Raw genomic sequence first — 15,156 nt, forward strand, 5'->3', positions numbered from 1 at the left:
TAACCAGATTTAGACCCACTGGCTGGGTATTAACGCTAATAAAACAGTAACTTCGGTGACAGTCCATAGGGAGAGCTGAGGCCCTTAACTCCTGACAATTAAAAGAGCCGTTAACTTTATCAGGATTCTTTTTATCAGCATAGGGGGATTTATTCTCTAACCCGCTATATTCCCCCATTTTATGCCCCGCTCTTTTTCGTCTCGGCGATTTCCCCGCAACCCAATGTGGCTGATCTGCCAATATTCATACAAATCGCATAAATTTTAAACATCAGCCCCCTACTGTGATGAATGTTTTACAGATCAAACACATCAAGAGTGCTCATGTATGTGTCTAATAATCATCCAAATAAGCTAAATCATTCATAACATGTCCCAATAACTGAGCACCGTCACATAATTTATTTTTTCACTGACTAAAATAAATCACATCCAACAACATTGTGGTATCAACCTGAATCGATTCATTGCCGTAACGTATAAATCGCCAGCAGTGAATAGATATTGTGACTATCATAATAGATTCAATGTGTACCGAAGTGGCGTTGGTGAATACAGGTTTTTCTGTTACGTGCGAGAACTCAATTCTGAGTTAACAGAGGGGGTAGCGAGTGAGTATAGCTATTATCATTGGCACACATGGGGCTGCGGCAGAACAACTGCTGAAAACAGCTGAAATGCTTATAGGCGAACAGAGTAATGTCGCTTATATCGATTTCGTCCCCGGTGAGAATGCCGAAACGTTGATTGAGAAATACAACGGTAAATTAACCGGGCTAGATACCAGCAAAGGTGTGGTATTCCTGGTTGATACTTGGGGTGGCAGTCCGTTTAATGCCGCCAGCCGCATTGCTGCCGATAAAGAGAACTATGAGGTCGTCGCCGGGATTAATATTCCGATGCTGGTTGAAACCTTTATGGCTCGTGATGATAACCCATCATTTTCCGAATTGATTGCAATTGCAGTGGAGACCGGGCGTGAGGGTGTTAGAGCGCTAAAAGCGCAGCCTAAAGAGCCGGAGAAACCACAAACTACTCCTGCGCCAAAAGCCAAGGCTCCGGCCGTCGCTTTAGGTCCGAACGATCATATGAAGTTCGGGCTGGTGCGTATTGATGATCGCTTAATCCATGGTCAGGTCGCCACACGCTGGACCAAAGAAACTAACGTAAGCCGCATTATTGTGGTCAGTGACGAAGTGGCTGCTGACAAAATGCGTAGCACCTTGCTCAAGCAGGTTGCCCCTCCGGGTGTCACTGCGCACGTGGTTGATGTCGAAAAAGCTATCCGCGTCTACAACAACCCGAAATATGCCAAAGATCGGGTCATGCTGTTATTTACCAACCCAACTGACGTGGTGCGTTTAGTTGAGGCTGGCGTGGACATTAAGTCAGTTAATATCGGTGGTATGGCATTCCGTCAGGGTAAAACCCAGGTGAACAATGCGGTCTCCGTCGATGAAAAAGATATTGAAGCCTTTAATAAATTAAATGCGCGCGGTATTGAACTGGAAGTTCGGAAAGTCTCTTCGGATAGCCGGCTCAAAATGATGGATTTAATTAGCAAACTTAATAAATAGCTTTACTAAAAACGACGTAGCAAGGTTATGCCCTGTTCTGTTTTGGAGCACGGTTATTTTTACTCAGCTTTTTTGGTCATAGGAGAAGTACAATGGAGATCACAACTCTTCAGATTGTGCTGATATTCATAGTTGCCTGTATCGCCGGGATGGGTTCCATTCTGGATGAGTTCCAATTCCACCGTCCCCTTGTCGCTTGTACCTTAGTCGGTCTGGTGCTGGGTGACATGAAAACCGGTATTATTATCGGTGGTACTTTGGAGATGATCGCCCTCGGCTGGATGAACATCGGGGCCGCAGTGGCACCTGATGCAGCTTTGGCATCAATCATTTCCACCATTCTGGTTATTGCCGGCGGTCAAGACATCGGTGCGGGTATCGCACTGGCTATTCCACTGGCCGCCGCCGGTCAGGTATTAACCATTATCGTTCGTACCATTACGGTAGCCTTCCAGCACGCCGCCGATGGTGCCGCCGAACGTGGCAGCCTACGCGCAATCACCTGGATTCACATTTCTGCCCTGTTCTTGCAGGCGATGCGTATCGCTATCCCTGCCCTGATCGTCGCCCTGTCTGTTGGAACATCTGAAGTTCAGATGCTGCTCAGCTCGATTCCTGATGTGGTTACCAGTGGTCTGAATATCGCCGGTGGTATGATAGTCGTAGTAGGTTACGCCATGGTTATCAACATGATGCGTGCCGGCTACCTGATGCCATTCTTCTACTTAGGTTTCGTTACTGCGGCATTTACCAACTTCAACCTGGTGGCTCTGGGTGTTATTGGTGTGGTTATGGCCCTGCTTTATATCCAGCTCAGCCCGAAATACAACAAATCTCAGGTTGTACAGTCTGGCCCGGCCAATAACGATCTTGATAACGAATTAGACTAGGAATAGGTGAGAGAAATGGTTGATACAACAACTGTGCTTGATAAAACCAGTGTTGATAAAACAACAACTGGCGAAAAGAAACTCACGCCCGCCGACATCCGCGGTGTGTTTATCCGCTCTAACCTCTTCCAAGGGTCGTGGAACTTCGAACGTATGCAGGCGCTAGGCTTCTGCTTCTCCATGGTGCCAGCGATCCGTCGCCTGTATCCAGAGAACTCGGAAGAGCGTAAACAGGCAATCAAACGCCACCTGGAGTTCTTCAACACCCAACCCTTCGTTGCAGCCCCGATTCTGGGTGTTACGCTGGCGATGGAAGAGCAGAAAGCCAATGGTGCGGAGATTGACGACGCGGCCATTAACGGTATCAAAGTGGGTCTGATGGGGCCTCTGGCCGGTGTGGGTGACCCAATATTCTGGGGTACTGTACGTCCGGTATTGGCGGCTCTCGGTGCGGGTATCGCGATGAGCGGAAGCTTACTTGGTCCGCTACTGTTCTTTGTGCTGTTTAACCTGGTCCGCTTACTGACCCGTTACTATGGTGTGGCCTACGGCTATAAAAAAGGCGTCAATATCGTCAGCGATATGGACGGTGGCCTGCTACAAAAACTGACGGAAGGGGCGTCTATCCTCGGCCTGTTTGTGATGGGGGCCTTGGTTAACAAGTGGACGCACGTCAACATACCGGTGGTGGTCTCCAAGATAACCAACCAGAATGGCGAGACCACCGTCACCACGGTGCAAACCATCTTGGATCAGTTGATGCCGGGCCTGGTGCCGCTACTGTTAACCTTCGGTTGTATGTGGTTGTTACGCCGCAAAGTTAACGCACTGTGGATTATTATGGGCTTCTTCGCTATCGGTATCTTCGGCTACTGGATTGGCTTCCTGGCACCATAATTGCGTCGTTAGATTGAGCTAAAACCGGGGGGATACCTCCCGGTTTTTTATTTCAGGAGTTGTTGCATGTCGGTTACCGATATCATTTTAGTTGTCTTTATTGCCCTACTTCTTGCTTATGCCATCTATGATGAATTCATCATGAATATGATGAAAGGCAAAACCCGGCTACAAGTTCACCTCAAACGTAAAAGCAAAATCGACTGCGCCATCTTTGTCGGACTGATTGCTATCCTCATTTACAACAATGTCATGGCAAATGGGGCACCGTTAACTACCTATTTATTAGTGGGATTAGCATTAATTGCGGTTTATATCTCTTATATCCGCTGGCCCAAGTTGTTGTTTAAAAATACAGGTTTCTTCTACGCTAATGCTTTTATTGAATATAGCCGGATAAAAAGTATGAATTTATCTGAAGATGGGATCTTAGTCATTGAGTTAGAGCAGCGCCGATTACTAATCCAGGTCAGTCAATTAGATGACTTAGAAAAGATCTATAATTTTTTCATTTAAAATCAATCATAAAGCCAATTCTACTGGGAAGTGAGTCTATTTCACTGTTGCTCAACAGATTAATTTCCCAGCAATAGCCAATCCCCTCCAGACTTATTTCCACACCAACATTGATGCTTATATAGACTATTTTCCAATAAAACTCCGATAATGAAAATCATTATCAATTCCAGTGGTTTGCCATATTATTTTTAGGGTTGTCGATATAATAATTTATATGTTAAGGTTGCGCCGTTCATGGGGAGTAGCCGGTTTCTATTCGTTCTATTTTTATAGCTCGATACACAGAAACGCTCGTATCAACATACTCGTTTCATCTATTGAAACGTGGTGCGGGCAGCCAGGTAAGGTTGGCGAGACCATAGACACGTAGCTCCGTCGTTAGGTTGGGGGTGGGTTACGTGTATATGGAGCCGCCCGGCCGAGTCTATTTCTATGAATCTATCTGCAACACTTATTCTTGCTTTTGCTATGTCGATGGATGCATTTGCTGCATCTATTGGTAAAGGCGCCAGTCTGCACAAACCCCGTTTTAGAGAAGCACTGCGTACCGGCCTAATATTTGGCGTGATCGAAGCTATTACCCCGCTGATTGGTTGGTGCATCGGCCTGTTCGCCAGTCAATATATCCTCGAGTGGGATCACTGGATTGCTTTCAGCCTGCTGTTTATTCTCGGCTCTCGCATGATATTTGAAGGCGCGAAACAGCAAGTTGAAGAGACCGAAAAGATGCGCAGCCACAGCTTTTGGGTGCTGGTGATGACCGCCATTGCCACCAGCCTTGATGCCATGGCAATTGGTGTCGGCCTGGCACTCTTGCAAGTGAACATTGTTCACACCGCCATGGCGATTGGGTTAGCCACCATGATCATGGCCACCCTCGGTATGCTGATTGGCCGCTACATTGGCCCACTATTGGGTAAACGTGCTGAAATCATGGGTGGGATAGTGCTAATTGGTATCGGCTTTAATATTCTGTATGAGCATATTTACGCGCTAGCTTAACCGGGTTCGCCCTTTTATTCTCAGCCTAAAATAAAGCTGGCAGCAAAAAAAGACCCCGCACTGAACTGACCTGATAAAGGAAAGGGTGCGGGGTTTTATTTCACCAATGCCAGTCAACTAAACCGACATCAACTTAGTGATCAGAAGTCCATTGAGACGGAGAGTTTCAATGCGCGCGGATCACCCTGATAGATGTAAGTGCCGCTATCTTCAACCGATTCCCAGTAGCGCTCGTTGGTCACGTTCTCAACATTGGCACGCCAGGTCAGGTTGGTGTCCTTCATTGGCATAGTGTAACGCACACCCAGATCCAGGCGGGTCCATGGTTTCAGTTTTAAGGTGTTGGCTTCGTTAGCATACTGAGAACCTGACCGCACCACTGTACCGGTAGCAGTCAGCCCTTCAACTGCCGGAATATCATACTCACCGCCAAACACTAACTGATAACGGGCCACACCCACGGCATCATTACCATTGTTTGCTCCGTTTTGTGTTTTAGTCAGCTTAGGATCCAACCAAGTGGCACTCCCTAGCAGACGAGTACCAAACACCGGCTCGCCAAAGACATTCAGTTCAACACCACGGTTACGTTGTTCGCCATAGAAACCATATACATTGGTTGCAGGATCAACATTGCCCGTTGGGCGGGTGATCTCAAACAGGGCCAAAGTGCCGCCGTAGCGCTGGTTATCAAATTTCACCCCGATTTCATTCTGTTTTGAATGAATAATGCCCGGAATTTGACCTTTATTAGCCACAGGCGTCGTAACACCACTCGCATTACTATAGGTCGACGGTGCAGCTTTGCCCGGCCCTAATGCTTCAATGTGGTTAGCATACAGGGATACTTTTTCCCAAGGCTTCACCATGATGCCGTAAATAGGCGTGACCTTCATTTCATCCAGTGATCCCGCACTATTAGGCACACCACTGTCAAAGTTACGGATGGTCACTTCCTGACGACGTACCCCCAGCATCACCAATACTTTGTCATCCATCATCGATAAGGTATCAGATAATGAAAGCCCCGAGGCCCGTACCTGGCTATTTAGGGTTGGATCCTGATTAGTACTGCCCATAGTCGTTGGAGGGAAGCCAATCACACCGGGATTGTAAATATTAGTATTTTCTGAGTTCGACATATTCCAAGCTGACTTAGCGGTACGATAGTTAGCCGCATAACCCAGGTTCACTTTATGAGTGATAAAACCGGTATCAAAGTGGCCGCGTATTCCGCCCAGACCCGCCACAGAATCGGCCACATAAGGGACATACAAACGAGAAATTTTGGCATCGCCATTATTGGCACTAGTTAGGGCTGGCGAACCGTATTGTCCAGTTTCTTCATTACGGCTGGCACCGATAGAACCGTAAACCGTCCAGTCTTGGCTGACGTCATACTCGCTACGCAGCATACCGAAGGTGGTTTCCATATCGGTATAAACCCAAGACTGCCCATAGTTCAGTGTCGTTGATGGTGGTTCTGGGATCACCGTTGCACCACCAATGGCAACATCGGTACGCATATGATGAATAGTTTGCTTTTGGTAACCCACATCCAATGAGGTACGAGCGCGGTCGCCGCGATAATCAAGGCCGGTAGACACTGCGGTCAACCGATTTTTTTCATCTTTAATGGCGGTTTCGCCTTCACGGTGCAATACATTCACCCGAACACCAAATTGATCATCATCACCGTAACGACGGCCCACATCCAAGGCCCCCCCCACTTGTGACGAGGAACCATAATCCACAGTGACGCGAGTCAATGGGGTATCACCGGCACGTTTAGGTTCCAGATTAATCATCCCACCAACACCACTACCACTGGGTGAAATACCATTAATAAAGGCATTCGCCCCTTTAAATACTTCTACCCGCTCAACCATGCTGGTAGAGACAATCTGACGTGGTAACACACCGAATAAGCCGCCAAATGAGATATCATCACCATCGAGGTTGTAACCACGAATGCGGTAATTTTGTGATGGGTTGCCATAACCGCGCACGTTCTGCACCGAAGCATCATTTCTAACCACGTCCGCAACTGTCGCCGCCTGCTGATCTTCGATCATTTTCGAGGTGTAACTAATCACGTTAAATGGCACATTGCGGGCATCTTGCTGCCCAAGGAAGCCAATACGGCCACCATTCGCCACCTGACCATCCAGATAGGTTGGGATTAAATCATTACCGCCAGCGCGGAATGTATCCTGCGTCCCGACGACCGTGATGGTGTCAGTTTTTTTGCTCTCATCACTCTTAGCCGTATCCGCCGCTGCGGCACTGGTATTCTTAACGCTGTCAGCCGCGCTGTCTGTGGTTGCCGCCCATGTAGATGCCGATAACGTGCCAAGTGCTGCCCCGATCATCACGCACAAAAGACGCGGTGCCAGCCGTTTCTGATGCGCGCGGGTGGAGATTGATTGATTCATTGTGTTGATGCCCCTGAAGTTTGCAAATCCGTTAGCAATGCGAATGCTTATTATAAGGATTCAGGATTATCCTGATAACACTTGTCGATGCAAGCATTTCTGCGCTTCATGGCGGATATTTTTTGGGTCGTAAAAAAATCAGAGTAACTATGTGAAATAGATGATCGCGCTTAGTCACGCCATTGCTTGCTGATATGGAAAGAAATTAAAGTAAAATGACGTCTAAAATCTAATTATTCAGAACTGAAATTAATTAACCCTCCCCACTTAAGTCATTATTTGTATACTTTCAATTTGAACTTACCCCTATTATCTCTAGGGTGAACATTATTATTCACGCCATCTCAATTTAATAGAGAGTCGCCTGAAGCCTTACTGCCAAAGGCTTCACGCCGCAACCCCGCGGACTGAGATGATATATCAGCCCTCACTATTGCCTTATTAAATATTTCTGGTCATAAAAATCTTATTACCTACTTTCGCCAGTTGGCGATAAACTGGCGCATCATTTTTATCGCGGTAACAGATTAAAGCTTCTGGCTATAGTTCTGTTCAGCCCCCCTGTGCTGAGTAAAAATTCAAGGAAATACCGATATGGCTCTGCATCCAGCATCATTTGACGATCACATTTTCCGGCTATTAATTGAAGCCGTAGATGACTACGCCATATACATTATTGATGCCCAAGGACATATTCTGACCTGGAACAGTGGCGCAGAACGCAATACCGGTTATGACGCTGAAGAGATCATTGGTCAATCTTTCGAACTGTTTTATACCCCAGAAGATTTGGCTGGGCAGTTACCAACCAAAGGGCTACAGCACGCCAATCAGTTTGGTCACTATGAAACTCAGGGCTGGCGAGTCCGTAAAAATGGCAAACGCTTTTGGGGTAATCTCACCCTCAACGCACTGCATGATGCAGATAATAATCTGCAAGGTTTTGTGCATGTGACCCGTGATCTAACCGATAAGTGGCAGCGGGAAAACGCCCTGCGTAAAAGTGAAGAGCTGTTTCGCCACCTGATCAGTGAAGTCGAAGATTATGCTATCTACATGATAGATACCCATGGGCGTATTCTTACCTGGAATAAAGGCGGGGAGCGCAACGAGGGTTATACCAGCGATGAGATCATTGGTGAGCACTTTGCGCTACTGTTTACTCAGGAAGATATCTCTGCTGGCCTGCCGGAGAAATCTCTCGCCAAAGCCACCGCTGAGGGTAATTTCCAGACCGAAGGTTGGCATGTGCGCAAAAATGGTATCCGCTACTGGGCAAGTGTGGCGATTAACCCGATGCATGATGACAGCGGAAAGCTATTGGGCTTTACCAAAATTGTCCGCGACCTGACAGAGCGCCGCCAGCGGGAAGAGGCCTTGCGCATCAGTGAAGAACGTTTTCGCTTAATGGTTGATACCGTTGAGGATTACGCAATTTTAATGCTTGACCCATGGGGGCGAGTCAACACCTGGAACCACGGCGCAGAGCGCAATATCGGCTATGCCAGCAATGAGATCATCGCCCAACATTTTGGCTGTTTCTTCCTACCTGAGGATATCGCGGCTGGTCTGCCGGAAAAACTGCTGAAAACCGCCGCATCCACTGGCCGAATGGAGCGTGAAGGCTGGTTAGTTCGCAAAGATATGACCCGCTTTTGGGCGGTGACCGTCATTACCGTGGTCCATGATCATAGTGGCAAACTACTGGGTTATGCCAAAATCATTCGTGACATGAGTGAACGAAAACAGCGCGAAGATGCGCTACGTGCCAGTGAAGTGGCCCGCTATGAGGAGCGTGAGCAGCTGCATCGGGTGCTGTCATCCATTCAGGAGGGAATTATTTCCCTCGATTGTGAGGGCCGCGTCGTATTAATGAATCCTAAAGCAGAAGAGATGACCGGACGTAGCCAGAATGAGTCCTGCGGCCTGCCGATTGAAGATGTCTTTATTTTATGGTCCCCGCTACAGGATAAAAATCATCTACTGGCCTTTAACCAGTGCTTGAATGAGGGGCGTCATACCTTATTGCCGGAGGGGAGTCAGCTACTTTCGAGTCAGGGCGAACGACAAGAGATTCGCTGTTCAGCCTCACCAATTCGCGATCGTGACAACCAACTCACCGGTGCCGTGGTGGTATTCCAGGATGTGACCCGCGCACGCCATGAACAGCGCGAACTGCAATATCAGGCCAACCATGACATGCTGACAGGCCTAATTAATCGGCGACGATTAGAAGAGCGGCTAACCCATGCCATCAGCCAATTGGGCGAGAGTGAACAGCATATTCTCTGTTATGTCGATTTAGATTATTTCAAAGAAGTGAATGATACCGCAGGTCATGAAGCGGGCGATATGGTGCTGCGCATGGTAGCCCAAACCATGCAGCAAGCAGTACGTGAAAATGACATCGTCGCCCGCTTAGGTGGCGATGAATTTGCTATCGTACTATTTAATTGCAAAAACAAGCCCGCAACAGACATTCTGGAGCAGGTCGTCGCCGATATTGCTGCCATTCAGTTCCATTGGCGCGGTCAATCCTATGCCTTCACTGCAAGTTTGGGCGCGGTCCCCTTGATCCGACAAATTGAAACCGCCGCGCAAGCCATGCGTCAGGCCGATATCGCCTGCTACGCGGCAAAACACGCGGGTCGCAACCGGTTATCGTTCGCACTCTAAGCGCCCGCAACCCTTGGGGGCATAAACCGCCCCCTAACACCTGAACCCGCACGAAAGGCATATTTTGTGCAAGGTTATTTTCATCCTCCTGCCAGCAATTAGACGCCGGTCAAAATATGCATTCCTCCAGTGTGATATATAAGCAATATCTTTTGATCAATTGGAAAAATAGCTATGCCGTACTTCACGGTCAGTGTTGTTTTGCATAATGCAGTGGAAGGCGATTATGAGGTGCTGAATAAGAAAATGAGTGATGCGGGATTTACCCGTCTCATTGGCAGGGAGAAGATATATAAATTACCTGAAGGAGAGTTCAATTACGGGAGTGGCACATTAAACAAGCAAGAAGTGGCTGATTTAGCACTAAAAATTGCTGAAGAGATAAGGTTTATCCCCTCAATATTAGTGACTGAATCTGGTGGGCGAACCTGGCGAAACCTGGATCTAAAATAGCCCACGATATTTTAAATATAAAAGACCACAAATTTGACTTAAGTTAATTTCTGACGCTGCACCAGGGTATTTCTCTACTGTTATATATTAAAAAAACAATATCATTTTTATAAGTGAGATAGCATTAGGCTATATTGCGCCTTTAACTAGTCAACATAAATGGCGATAAGTTAAATATAATTTTCGGCCCAAACGCGCTCAGGCCGAGCTGCAATAGCCTATTTACTCGCCATCACTCGTAACCACTGGCATTTCTGCGGCAGACACTTCCGCTTTGCGGCGATGTAGCGCGATAACAAAATCTGTTTCGCAGATAAATGTGCGACGTGCGGCCAGCTCCTGCCCAGTTTCAATGGCGGCGCGCCAGGCAAATGGTGTCATCTGCAATAAGTTAAAACCCTGCTTACCACTTAGCTTCATTTCATAGCTCAGCGTTTCACGGCTGACCAATTCAAAACCCTCCAGGGACTCTTCAGTATCATCGTGCAGTTGCACTTCAGCATAAATCAGCGCTTTTAACTGATAGAGATGGCGCGGCCCAGGTGCAACTGTTACCACAATACCGCCGGGTTTCACGGTGCGCGCCAACTCGCTCGCTTTGCAGGGGGCATAAATACGCAATACCGCATCAAGAGAGTGGCTGGCAAAGGGCAATCTGTGGCTCGAGGCCACACAGAAATTCACTTGTTGATAGCGTTTAGCGCCATACCTAATGGCCACTTTTGCCACGTCTAATCCAAAAACAGAGATCTGGCGCTGTCGATTTAACTGATCGGCCACCGCCGCGGTGTAATAGCCTTCACCACAACCAATATCAAGTAACATGGTCGCATCCAGCGGTAATGCCGAATCCAGAATTTCACACACCCGCTGCTGCAAAGGCTGATAATAGCCCGCATCAAGAAATGCCCGCCGCGCCTGCATCATCTCTGGGCTATCGCCCGGTTGCTTCGAACCTTTATGCTGCACCGGCATTAAATTGACGTAACCCTCTTTGGCGCAATCAAACTGATGGTTATTGCTGCAACGCCACTGTTGTAGGCTTGGTAGCAAGGCTTGATGACAAAGGGGGCACTGATAAGACATGGTTGAGTTCCAGATAACAGATGATTAACCGCCAGCATCACCGGCGGAGGCGTCGTTAGTCTAAAGAAGCCGTTCTACGGTTGCAAGCCACTGTTTCGCCCGTGGAACCGCAACCTTAATAAGAAAAGGCGACTAGTCATTCAATTCAAAAGCGGTTTACACTGTGTGGCGTACTTTTTCCTTATTAGGTAAGCCCATGATCGATTTTTCACCCCAGTTGAGTCGAATCCCCACCATCTGCCACGGGTTTGGCAATAAATTAGCGCTATTACCTGATAGCCTCCAACCTTATCGGGCATCACAACCCAATAAAAAACAGGTACATGGCACCAGAATTGTCGATGTAACAGAGCCTGGGCAAGAGTGTGGCGAAGCTGATGGCCTCTATACCACCCACGCGGGCATTTTGTTAACGGTATTGACGGCGGATTGCCTGCCGGTCATTTTCAGTCATCGACAGGGGAGAGGCATTGCGGTGGTCCATGCTGGCTGGCGTGGGCTGTTAGATGGCATTATCTTAAAGATGGTGGAACGTATTGCCCGCGATGACGATCCGGCTAATTGGCTGGCCGCCATTGGCCCCGCGGCGCGCTCCTGCTGTTATGAGGTCAATGAAGAGCTAGTTGAGCAATTTGTTAACCGATTACCGCTGGCAAAAAATATTATTTCTCCCCGCTTTCGTCACCTCAATTTGGCGGCCATCGCTGAGCACCAATTGCGTGGCGCGGGCATTCATCAGGTTGACCGGGTCGGCGGTTGTACTATATGCACCACAGTGCCTGACGAATCGGATGCCAATAAGCATCATTTCAAGTACACCAGTTTTCGCCGCACCAGCCAGCAGCAGGCTATTGACCCTACCCACCCCGGCATTAAAGGCCGTAATCACTATTCCGGCTTAATCATCCTGGCTAAATAAGCTGATTCGAGTTGTGGTGCCAACAAATCGGGATAGGGGCTGATCTCACAACCAGCCTCCTCCCACACCACCGTACATACGGGTCCGTATACGGCGGTTCGGTTATGTTGATCGTCGCCTTCCTATAACTCTGGCAGGCCCAGTCTGACGAACAGGTTATTGGGAAGTGCTATGTTCAGCGCCGGGCTACAGCTCACCCGCCACTGTTTATGGCAACTTCCCACCGTCTGCGCCGAGAGGTCTTTGCTAACCCCGCGATTGTGCAGCTCTTTATAACGCTTGCCGCCCGTTTTCCACTGTTTCCAGAGGACACTCCGCAGCCTGCGCCTTATCCACCCGTTCAGCTCTCTTATCAGCGATGGCCACTCGTTCAGCCTGTAGTAGCTTTTCCAGCCCGTCATATATCGCTTTAACGGCTCGATTAGCTGCTCCAGGCTTCTGCCCGTGTTACGTCCCGTCAGTTCCCTTATCCGCGTTTTGAACCGCTTCACCGATCCCGGCGACACCACGCACCACACTTTCCTGCCCCTTATGAAGCTGTAACCCAGGAACTTACGCGACTCCGGATGCGCCACTGCGCTCTTTTTCGCATTCACCTTCAGCTTCAGTTTACGGCTCAGCCAGTGCGTCAGCCCCGCCATCACACGATTGCCTGCACGTTCGCTTTTCACATACACATTACAGTCGTCTGCATAACGGGCGAACTTCAGGCCGCGTTTCTCCAGTTCCTTATCGAAGTCATCCAGCAGCAGATTCGATAACAACGGCGACAGCGGGCCGCCCTGCGGCGTCCCTTCTGTCACCGGCCTTACCAGACCGGCTTCCATCACGCCTGCATTCAGGAACCTGCGGATAAGTGACAGCACCCGTTTATCCGACACCCGTTTCGCTATCCGGCTCATCAGTACATCGTGGTTCACCCGGTCGAAGAACTTCTCCAGATCGAGATCGACCACCCAGTGATACCCGGACCCAATATATTCATGAGCCTGTTTCACAGCCTGATGGGCAGAGCGCCCGGGGCGGAACCCGTAGCTGCTGTCGCTGAACGACGCATCCCACTGCATCTGCAACACCTGCATCATCGCCTGCTGGATAAAACGATCCACCACCGTCGGGATACCCAGCAGACGTTCGCCGCCGCAGGGTTTCGGGATGGTCACTCTTCTTACAGGGGATGGGCGATAGCTGCCGGACAGCAGTTGCGCTTTCAGTTCGGGCCAGTGGTGTTTCAGGTACTCCGGCAGTTCGCTTACGCTCATGCCGTCGGCTCCCGCCGCACCTTTATTGGCCTTCACTCTTTTCAGGGCTTGCCTGAGATTGACGGGTTCACAGATGGCTTCCATCAGCCACGCTGTTGACGACGGACTTTCTCTGGTCGTCGGTGCCTGCCCGGTTTCAGCCCCCCGGGAACCGGCGTCCGGGGCTTCACCCCTTCTTCGGGCTTCAGGGCCGCGATGCGTTTTCTGCTGCATGACCGTTCAGAACCTCCGCTGATACTCGTCACTCATTACCGTTCGGGCCTTCAGACGTCACGTCCTACTATGCCCTCTGCTGACTCCTGTCCACCGGTCAGCGCACCTTACGATGCACTCAGTTCTGAATACAGAACGCCGGACAGGCCTCCCGGGGTAAGCTCAGCCGCTTTCACCACACACCTGCCCAATCTACCACCCCGGCTCTTGATGGTTATGGCCTTCGCAATCACATGCTTGCTCCGCCAGTCGGGTAGGCCTTATATCGGGTTTCTGTCCGTCAGGTCATGGTTTTGCTCCACGCTTCCTTCAGACCCCGCCTCACGACGACGCCCTTGCGCTTCACTAGTCCTTCGCCACCATCAGGCTGGACAGGGGACTTTCACCCCCGAGCTGCTGAGCATGCCCGGCACACACGAAAAAACCCGCACAAAGGCGGGTTTTTAACAGCAAAAGAGCTGATTAGATTGCAGTAACGTTTACTGCAGACGGACCTTTCTGACCGTCTTGGATTTCGAACTCTACGTTCTGGCCTTCAGCCAGGGTTTTGAAGCCATTACCCTGGATTGCAGAGAAGTGTACGAACACATCTTTGCTGCCGTCAGCTGGAGTGATGAAACCGAAACCTTTAGACTCGTTGAACCACTTAACTTGACCTTTGATCTTTGCCATCTTGAGTATTTCCTTTGGATTGTTTAACTCGCCCGTAGGCGTTTACATAGACAAACTAGAGTCGTTACTGCTTGAGGCACTAAGATAAGGATCGGCAGAGAAGCGGTATTCAACGCTAACGTCTTTACTCAGAACTTCTTTACTGAAAATGCCACACATATACAGAACTGTACCTCGTTTTACCCATATGCGTTATCACATACTCTGTATTCGATGGCAAGCCATTTTTAATCAAGGGTGAACCTGTCGCACATATTTGAATCTGTTGTTCAGAAAGAGTGCTTAAATATGCTAAATTTTGTTGAAGGTCATCGTATTTTCTGCTCTATTTTTTTATACTGTCTTATCCCGCTCTCTTGCTGGTTTTTAACATTTAAGCTAACAATTTTTATAATATTGCTTACCTAGATGCCTCATGATTTGCCATGTTATGCAAATGACCAAAAGTGTGTTGGTATAAAATTTATTAGCATTAAATATATAATAATTGAATATATGAACTCTTTGCTCTAGCCACTGGCTCTCCCCTGCTCACGACCATTCCCACCTCATACG

Annotated in this window: 13 protein-coding genes and 1 riboswitch; of the genes, 8 read left to right on the plus strand and 5 right to left on the minus strand. The window is 48.8% G+C overall.

Annotated elements, in window-relative coordinates; all coding sequences use genetic code 11:
• Positions 1-611: 611 nt before the first annotated feature.
• From manX to mntP, 5 genes are all read left to right on the plus strand, one after another.
• Positions 612-1,577: a PTS mannose transporter subunit IIAB gene (gene manX / locus FFE93_RS11905; protein ID WP_049602864.1), complete on the plus strand. Its 966-nt coding sequence runs from the start codon at positions 612-614 to the stop codon at positions 1,575-1,577.
• Positions 1,578-1,669: 92 nt separating this feature from the next.
• A complete protein-coding gene (locus FFE93_RS11910) occupies positions 1,670-2,467 on the plus strand; it encodes a PTS mannose/fructose/sorbose transporter subunit IIC (RefSeq protein WP_032814988.1) in 798 nt (265 codons plus the stop codon).
• A gap of 15 nt (positions 2,468-2,482) precedes the next feature.
• The gene (locus FFE93_RS11915) at positions 2,483-3,364 is read left to right on the plus strand and encodes a PTS mannose transporter subunit IID (RefSeq protein WP_005272512.1); all 882 of its coding nucleotides are present in this window, start codon (positions 2,483-2,485) and stop codon (positions 3,362-3,364) included.
• A gap of 66 nt (positions 3,365-3,430) precedes the next feature.
• A complete protein-coding gene (locus FFE93_RS11920) occupies positions 3,431-3,880 on the plus strand; it encodes a DUF986 family protein (RefSeq protein ID WP_138775182.1) in 450 nt (149 codons plus the stop codon).
• A gap of 227 nt (positions 3,881-4,107) precedes the next feature.
• A riboswitch (yybP-ykoY riboswitch) is annotated at positions 4,108-4,305 on the plus strand.
• Between the two features lie 10 nt (positions 4,306-4,315).
• Positions 4,316-4,885: a manganese efflux pump MntP gene (gene mntP / locus FFE93_RS11925; protein WP_005272514.1), complete on the plus strand. Its 570-nt coding sequence runs from the start codon at positions 4,316-4,318 to the stop codon at positions 4,883-4,885.
• A gap of 140 nt (positions 4,886-5,025) precedes the next feature.
• On the opposite strand, the gene FFE93_RS11930 is transcribed toward mntP, so the two are convergent.
• Positions 5,026-7,320: a TonB-dependent receptor gene (locus FFE93_RS11930; protein ID WP_049602865.1), complete on the minus strand. Its 2,295-nt coding sequence runs from the start codon at positions 7,318-7,320 to the stop codon at positions 5,026-5,028.
• Positions 7,321-7,914: 594 nt separating this feature from the next.
• Here FFE93_RS11930 and FFE93_RS11935 point away from each other — a divergent pair.
• Complete coding sequence (locus FFE93_RS11935; protein ID WP_049602866.1) at positions 7,915-9,996, plus strand: PAS domain S-box protein; 2,082 nt, start codon at positions 7,915-7,917, stop codon at positions 9,994-9,996.
• 174 nt (positions 9,997-10,170) lie between these two features.
• Positions 10,171-10,449, plus strand: coding sequence for a hypothetical protein (locus tag FFE93_RS11940; protein ID WP_032897046.1), 279 nt, complete (start codon positions 10,171-10,173; stop codon positions 10,447-10,449).
• Positions 10,450-10,671: 222 nt separating this feature from the next.
• Here the strand turns inward: FFE93_RS11940 and rlmA are convergent, their stop codons facing one another.
• On the minus strand, positions 10,672-11,535 hold the full coding sequence (gene rlmA, locus FFE93_RS11945) for a 23S rRNA (guanine(745)-N(1))-methyltransferase (RefSeq protein WP_049602867.1): 864 nt from the start codon (positions 11,533-11,535) through the stop codon (positions 10,672-10,674).
• Between the two features lie 196 nt (positions 11,536-11,731).
• On the opposite strand from rlmA, the gene pgeF reads away from it, so the two are divergent.
• A complete protein-coding gene (gene pgeF / locus FFE93_RS11950; RefSeq protein ID WP_005272519.1) occupies positions 11,732-12,454 on the plus strand; it encodes a peptidoglycan editing factor PgeF in 723 nt (240 codons plus the stop codon).
• A 122-nt stretch (positions 12,455-12,576) separates the two neighbouring features.
• On the opposite strand, the gene ltrA is transcribed toward pgeF, so the two are convergent.
• The 3 genes from ltrA to FFE93_RS11965 all read right to left on the minus strand — a co-directional run bounded on the left by ltrA (position 12,577) and on the right by FFE93_RS11965 (position 14,760).
• A complete protein-coding gene (gene ltrA / locus FFE93_RS11955) occupies positions 12,577-13,800 on the minus strand; it encodes a group II intron reverse transcriptase/maturase (protein ID WP_261368997.1) in 1,224 nt (407 codons plus the stop codon).
• A gap of 591 nt (positions 13,801-14,391) precedes the next feature.
• Positions 14,392-14,601: a transcription antiterminator/RNA stability regulator CspE gene (gene cspE / locus FFE93_RS11960; protein WP_002221949.1), complete on the minus strand. Its 210-nt coding sequence runs from the start codon at positions 14,599-14,601 to the stop codon at positions 14,392-14,394.
• A 42-nt stretch (positions 14,602-14,643) separates the two neighbouring features.
• Positions 14,644-14,760 (minus strand): DUF2627 domain-containing protein, encoded by a 117-nt coding sequence (locus tag FFE93_RS11965; protein ID WP_002211058.1) that lies wholly within the window; start codon positions 14,758-14,760, stop codon positions 14,644-14,646.
• Positions 14,761-15,156: the final 396 nt, after the last annotated feature.

The organism is Yersinia sp. KBS0713 (assembly GCF_005937895.2).
GTDB lineage: Bacteria > Pseudomonadota > Gammaproteobacteria > Enterobacterales > Enterobacteriaceae > Yersinia > Yersinia bercovieri.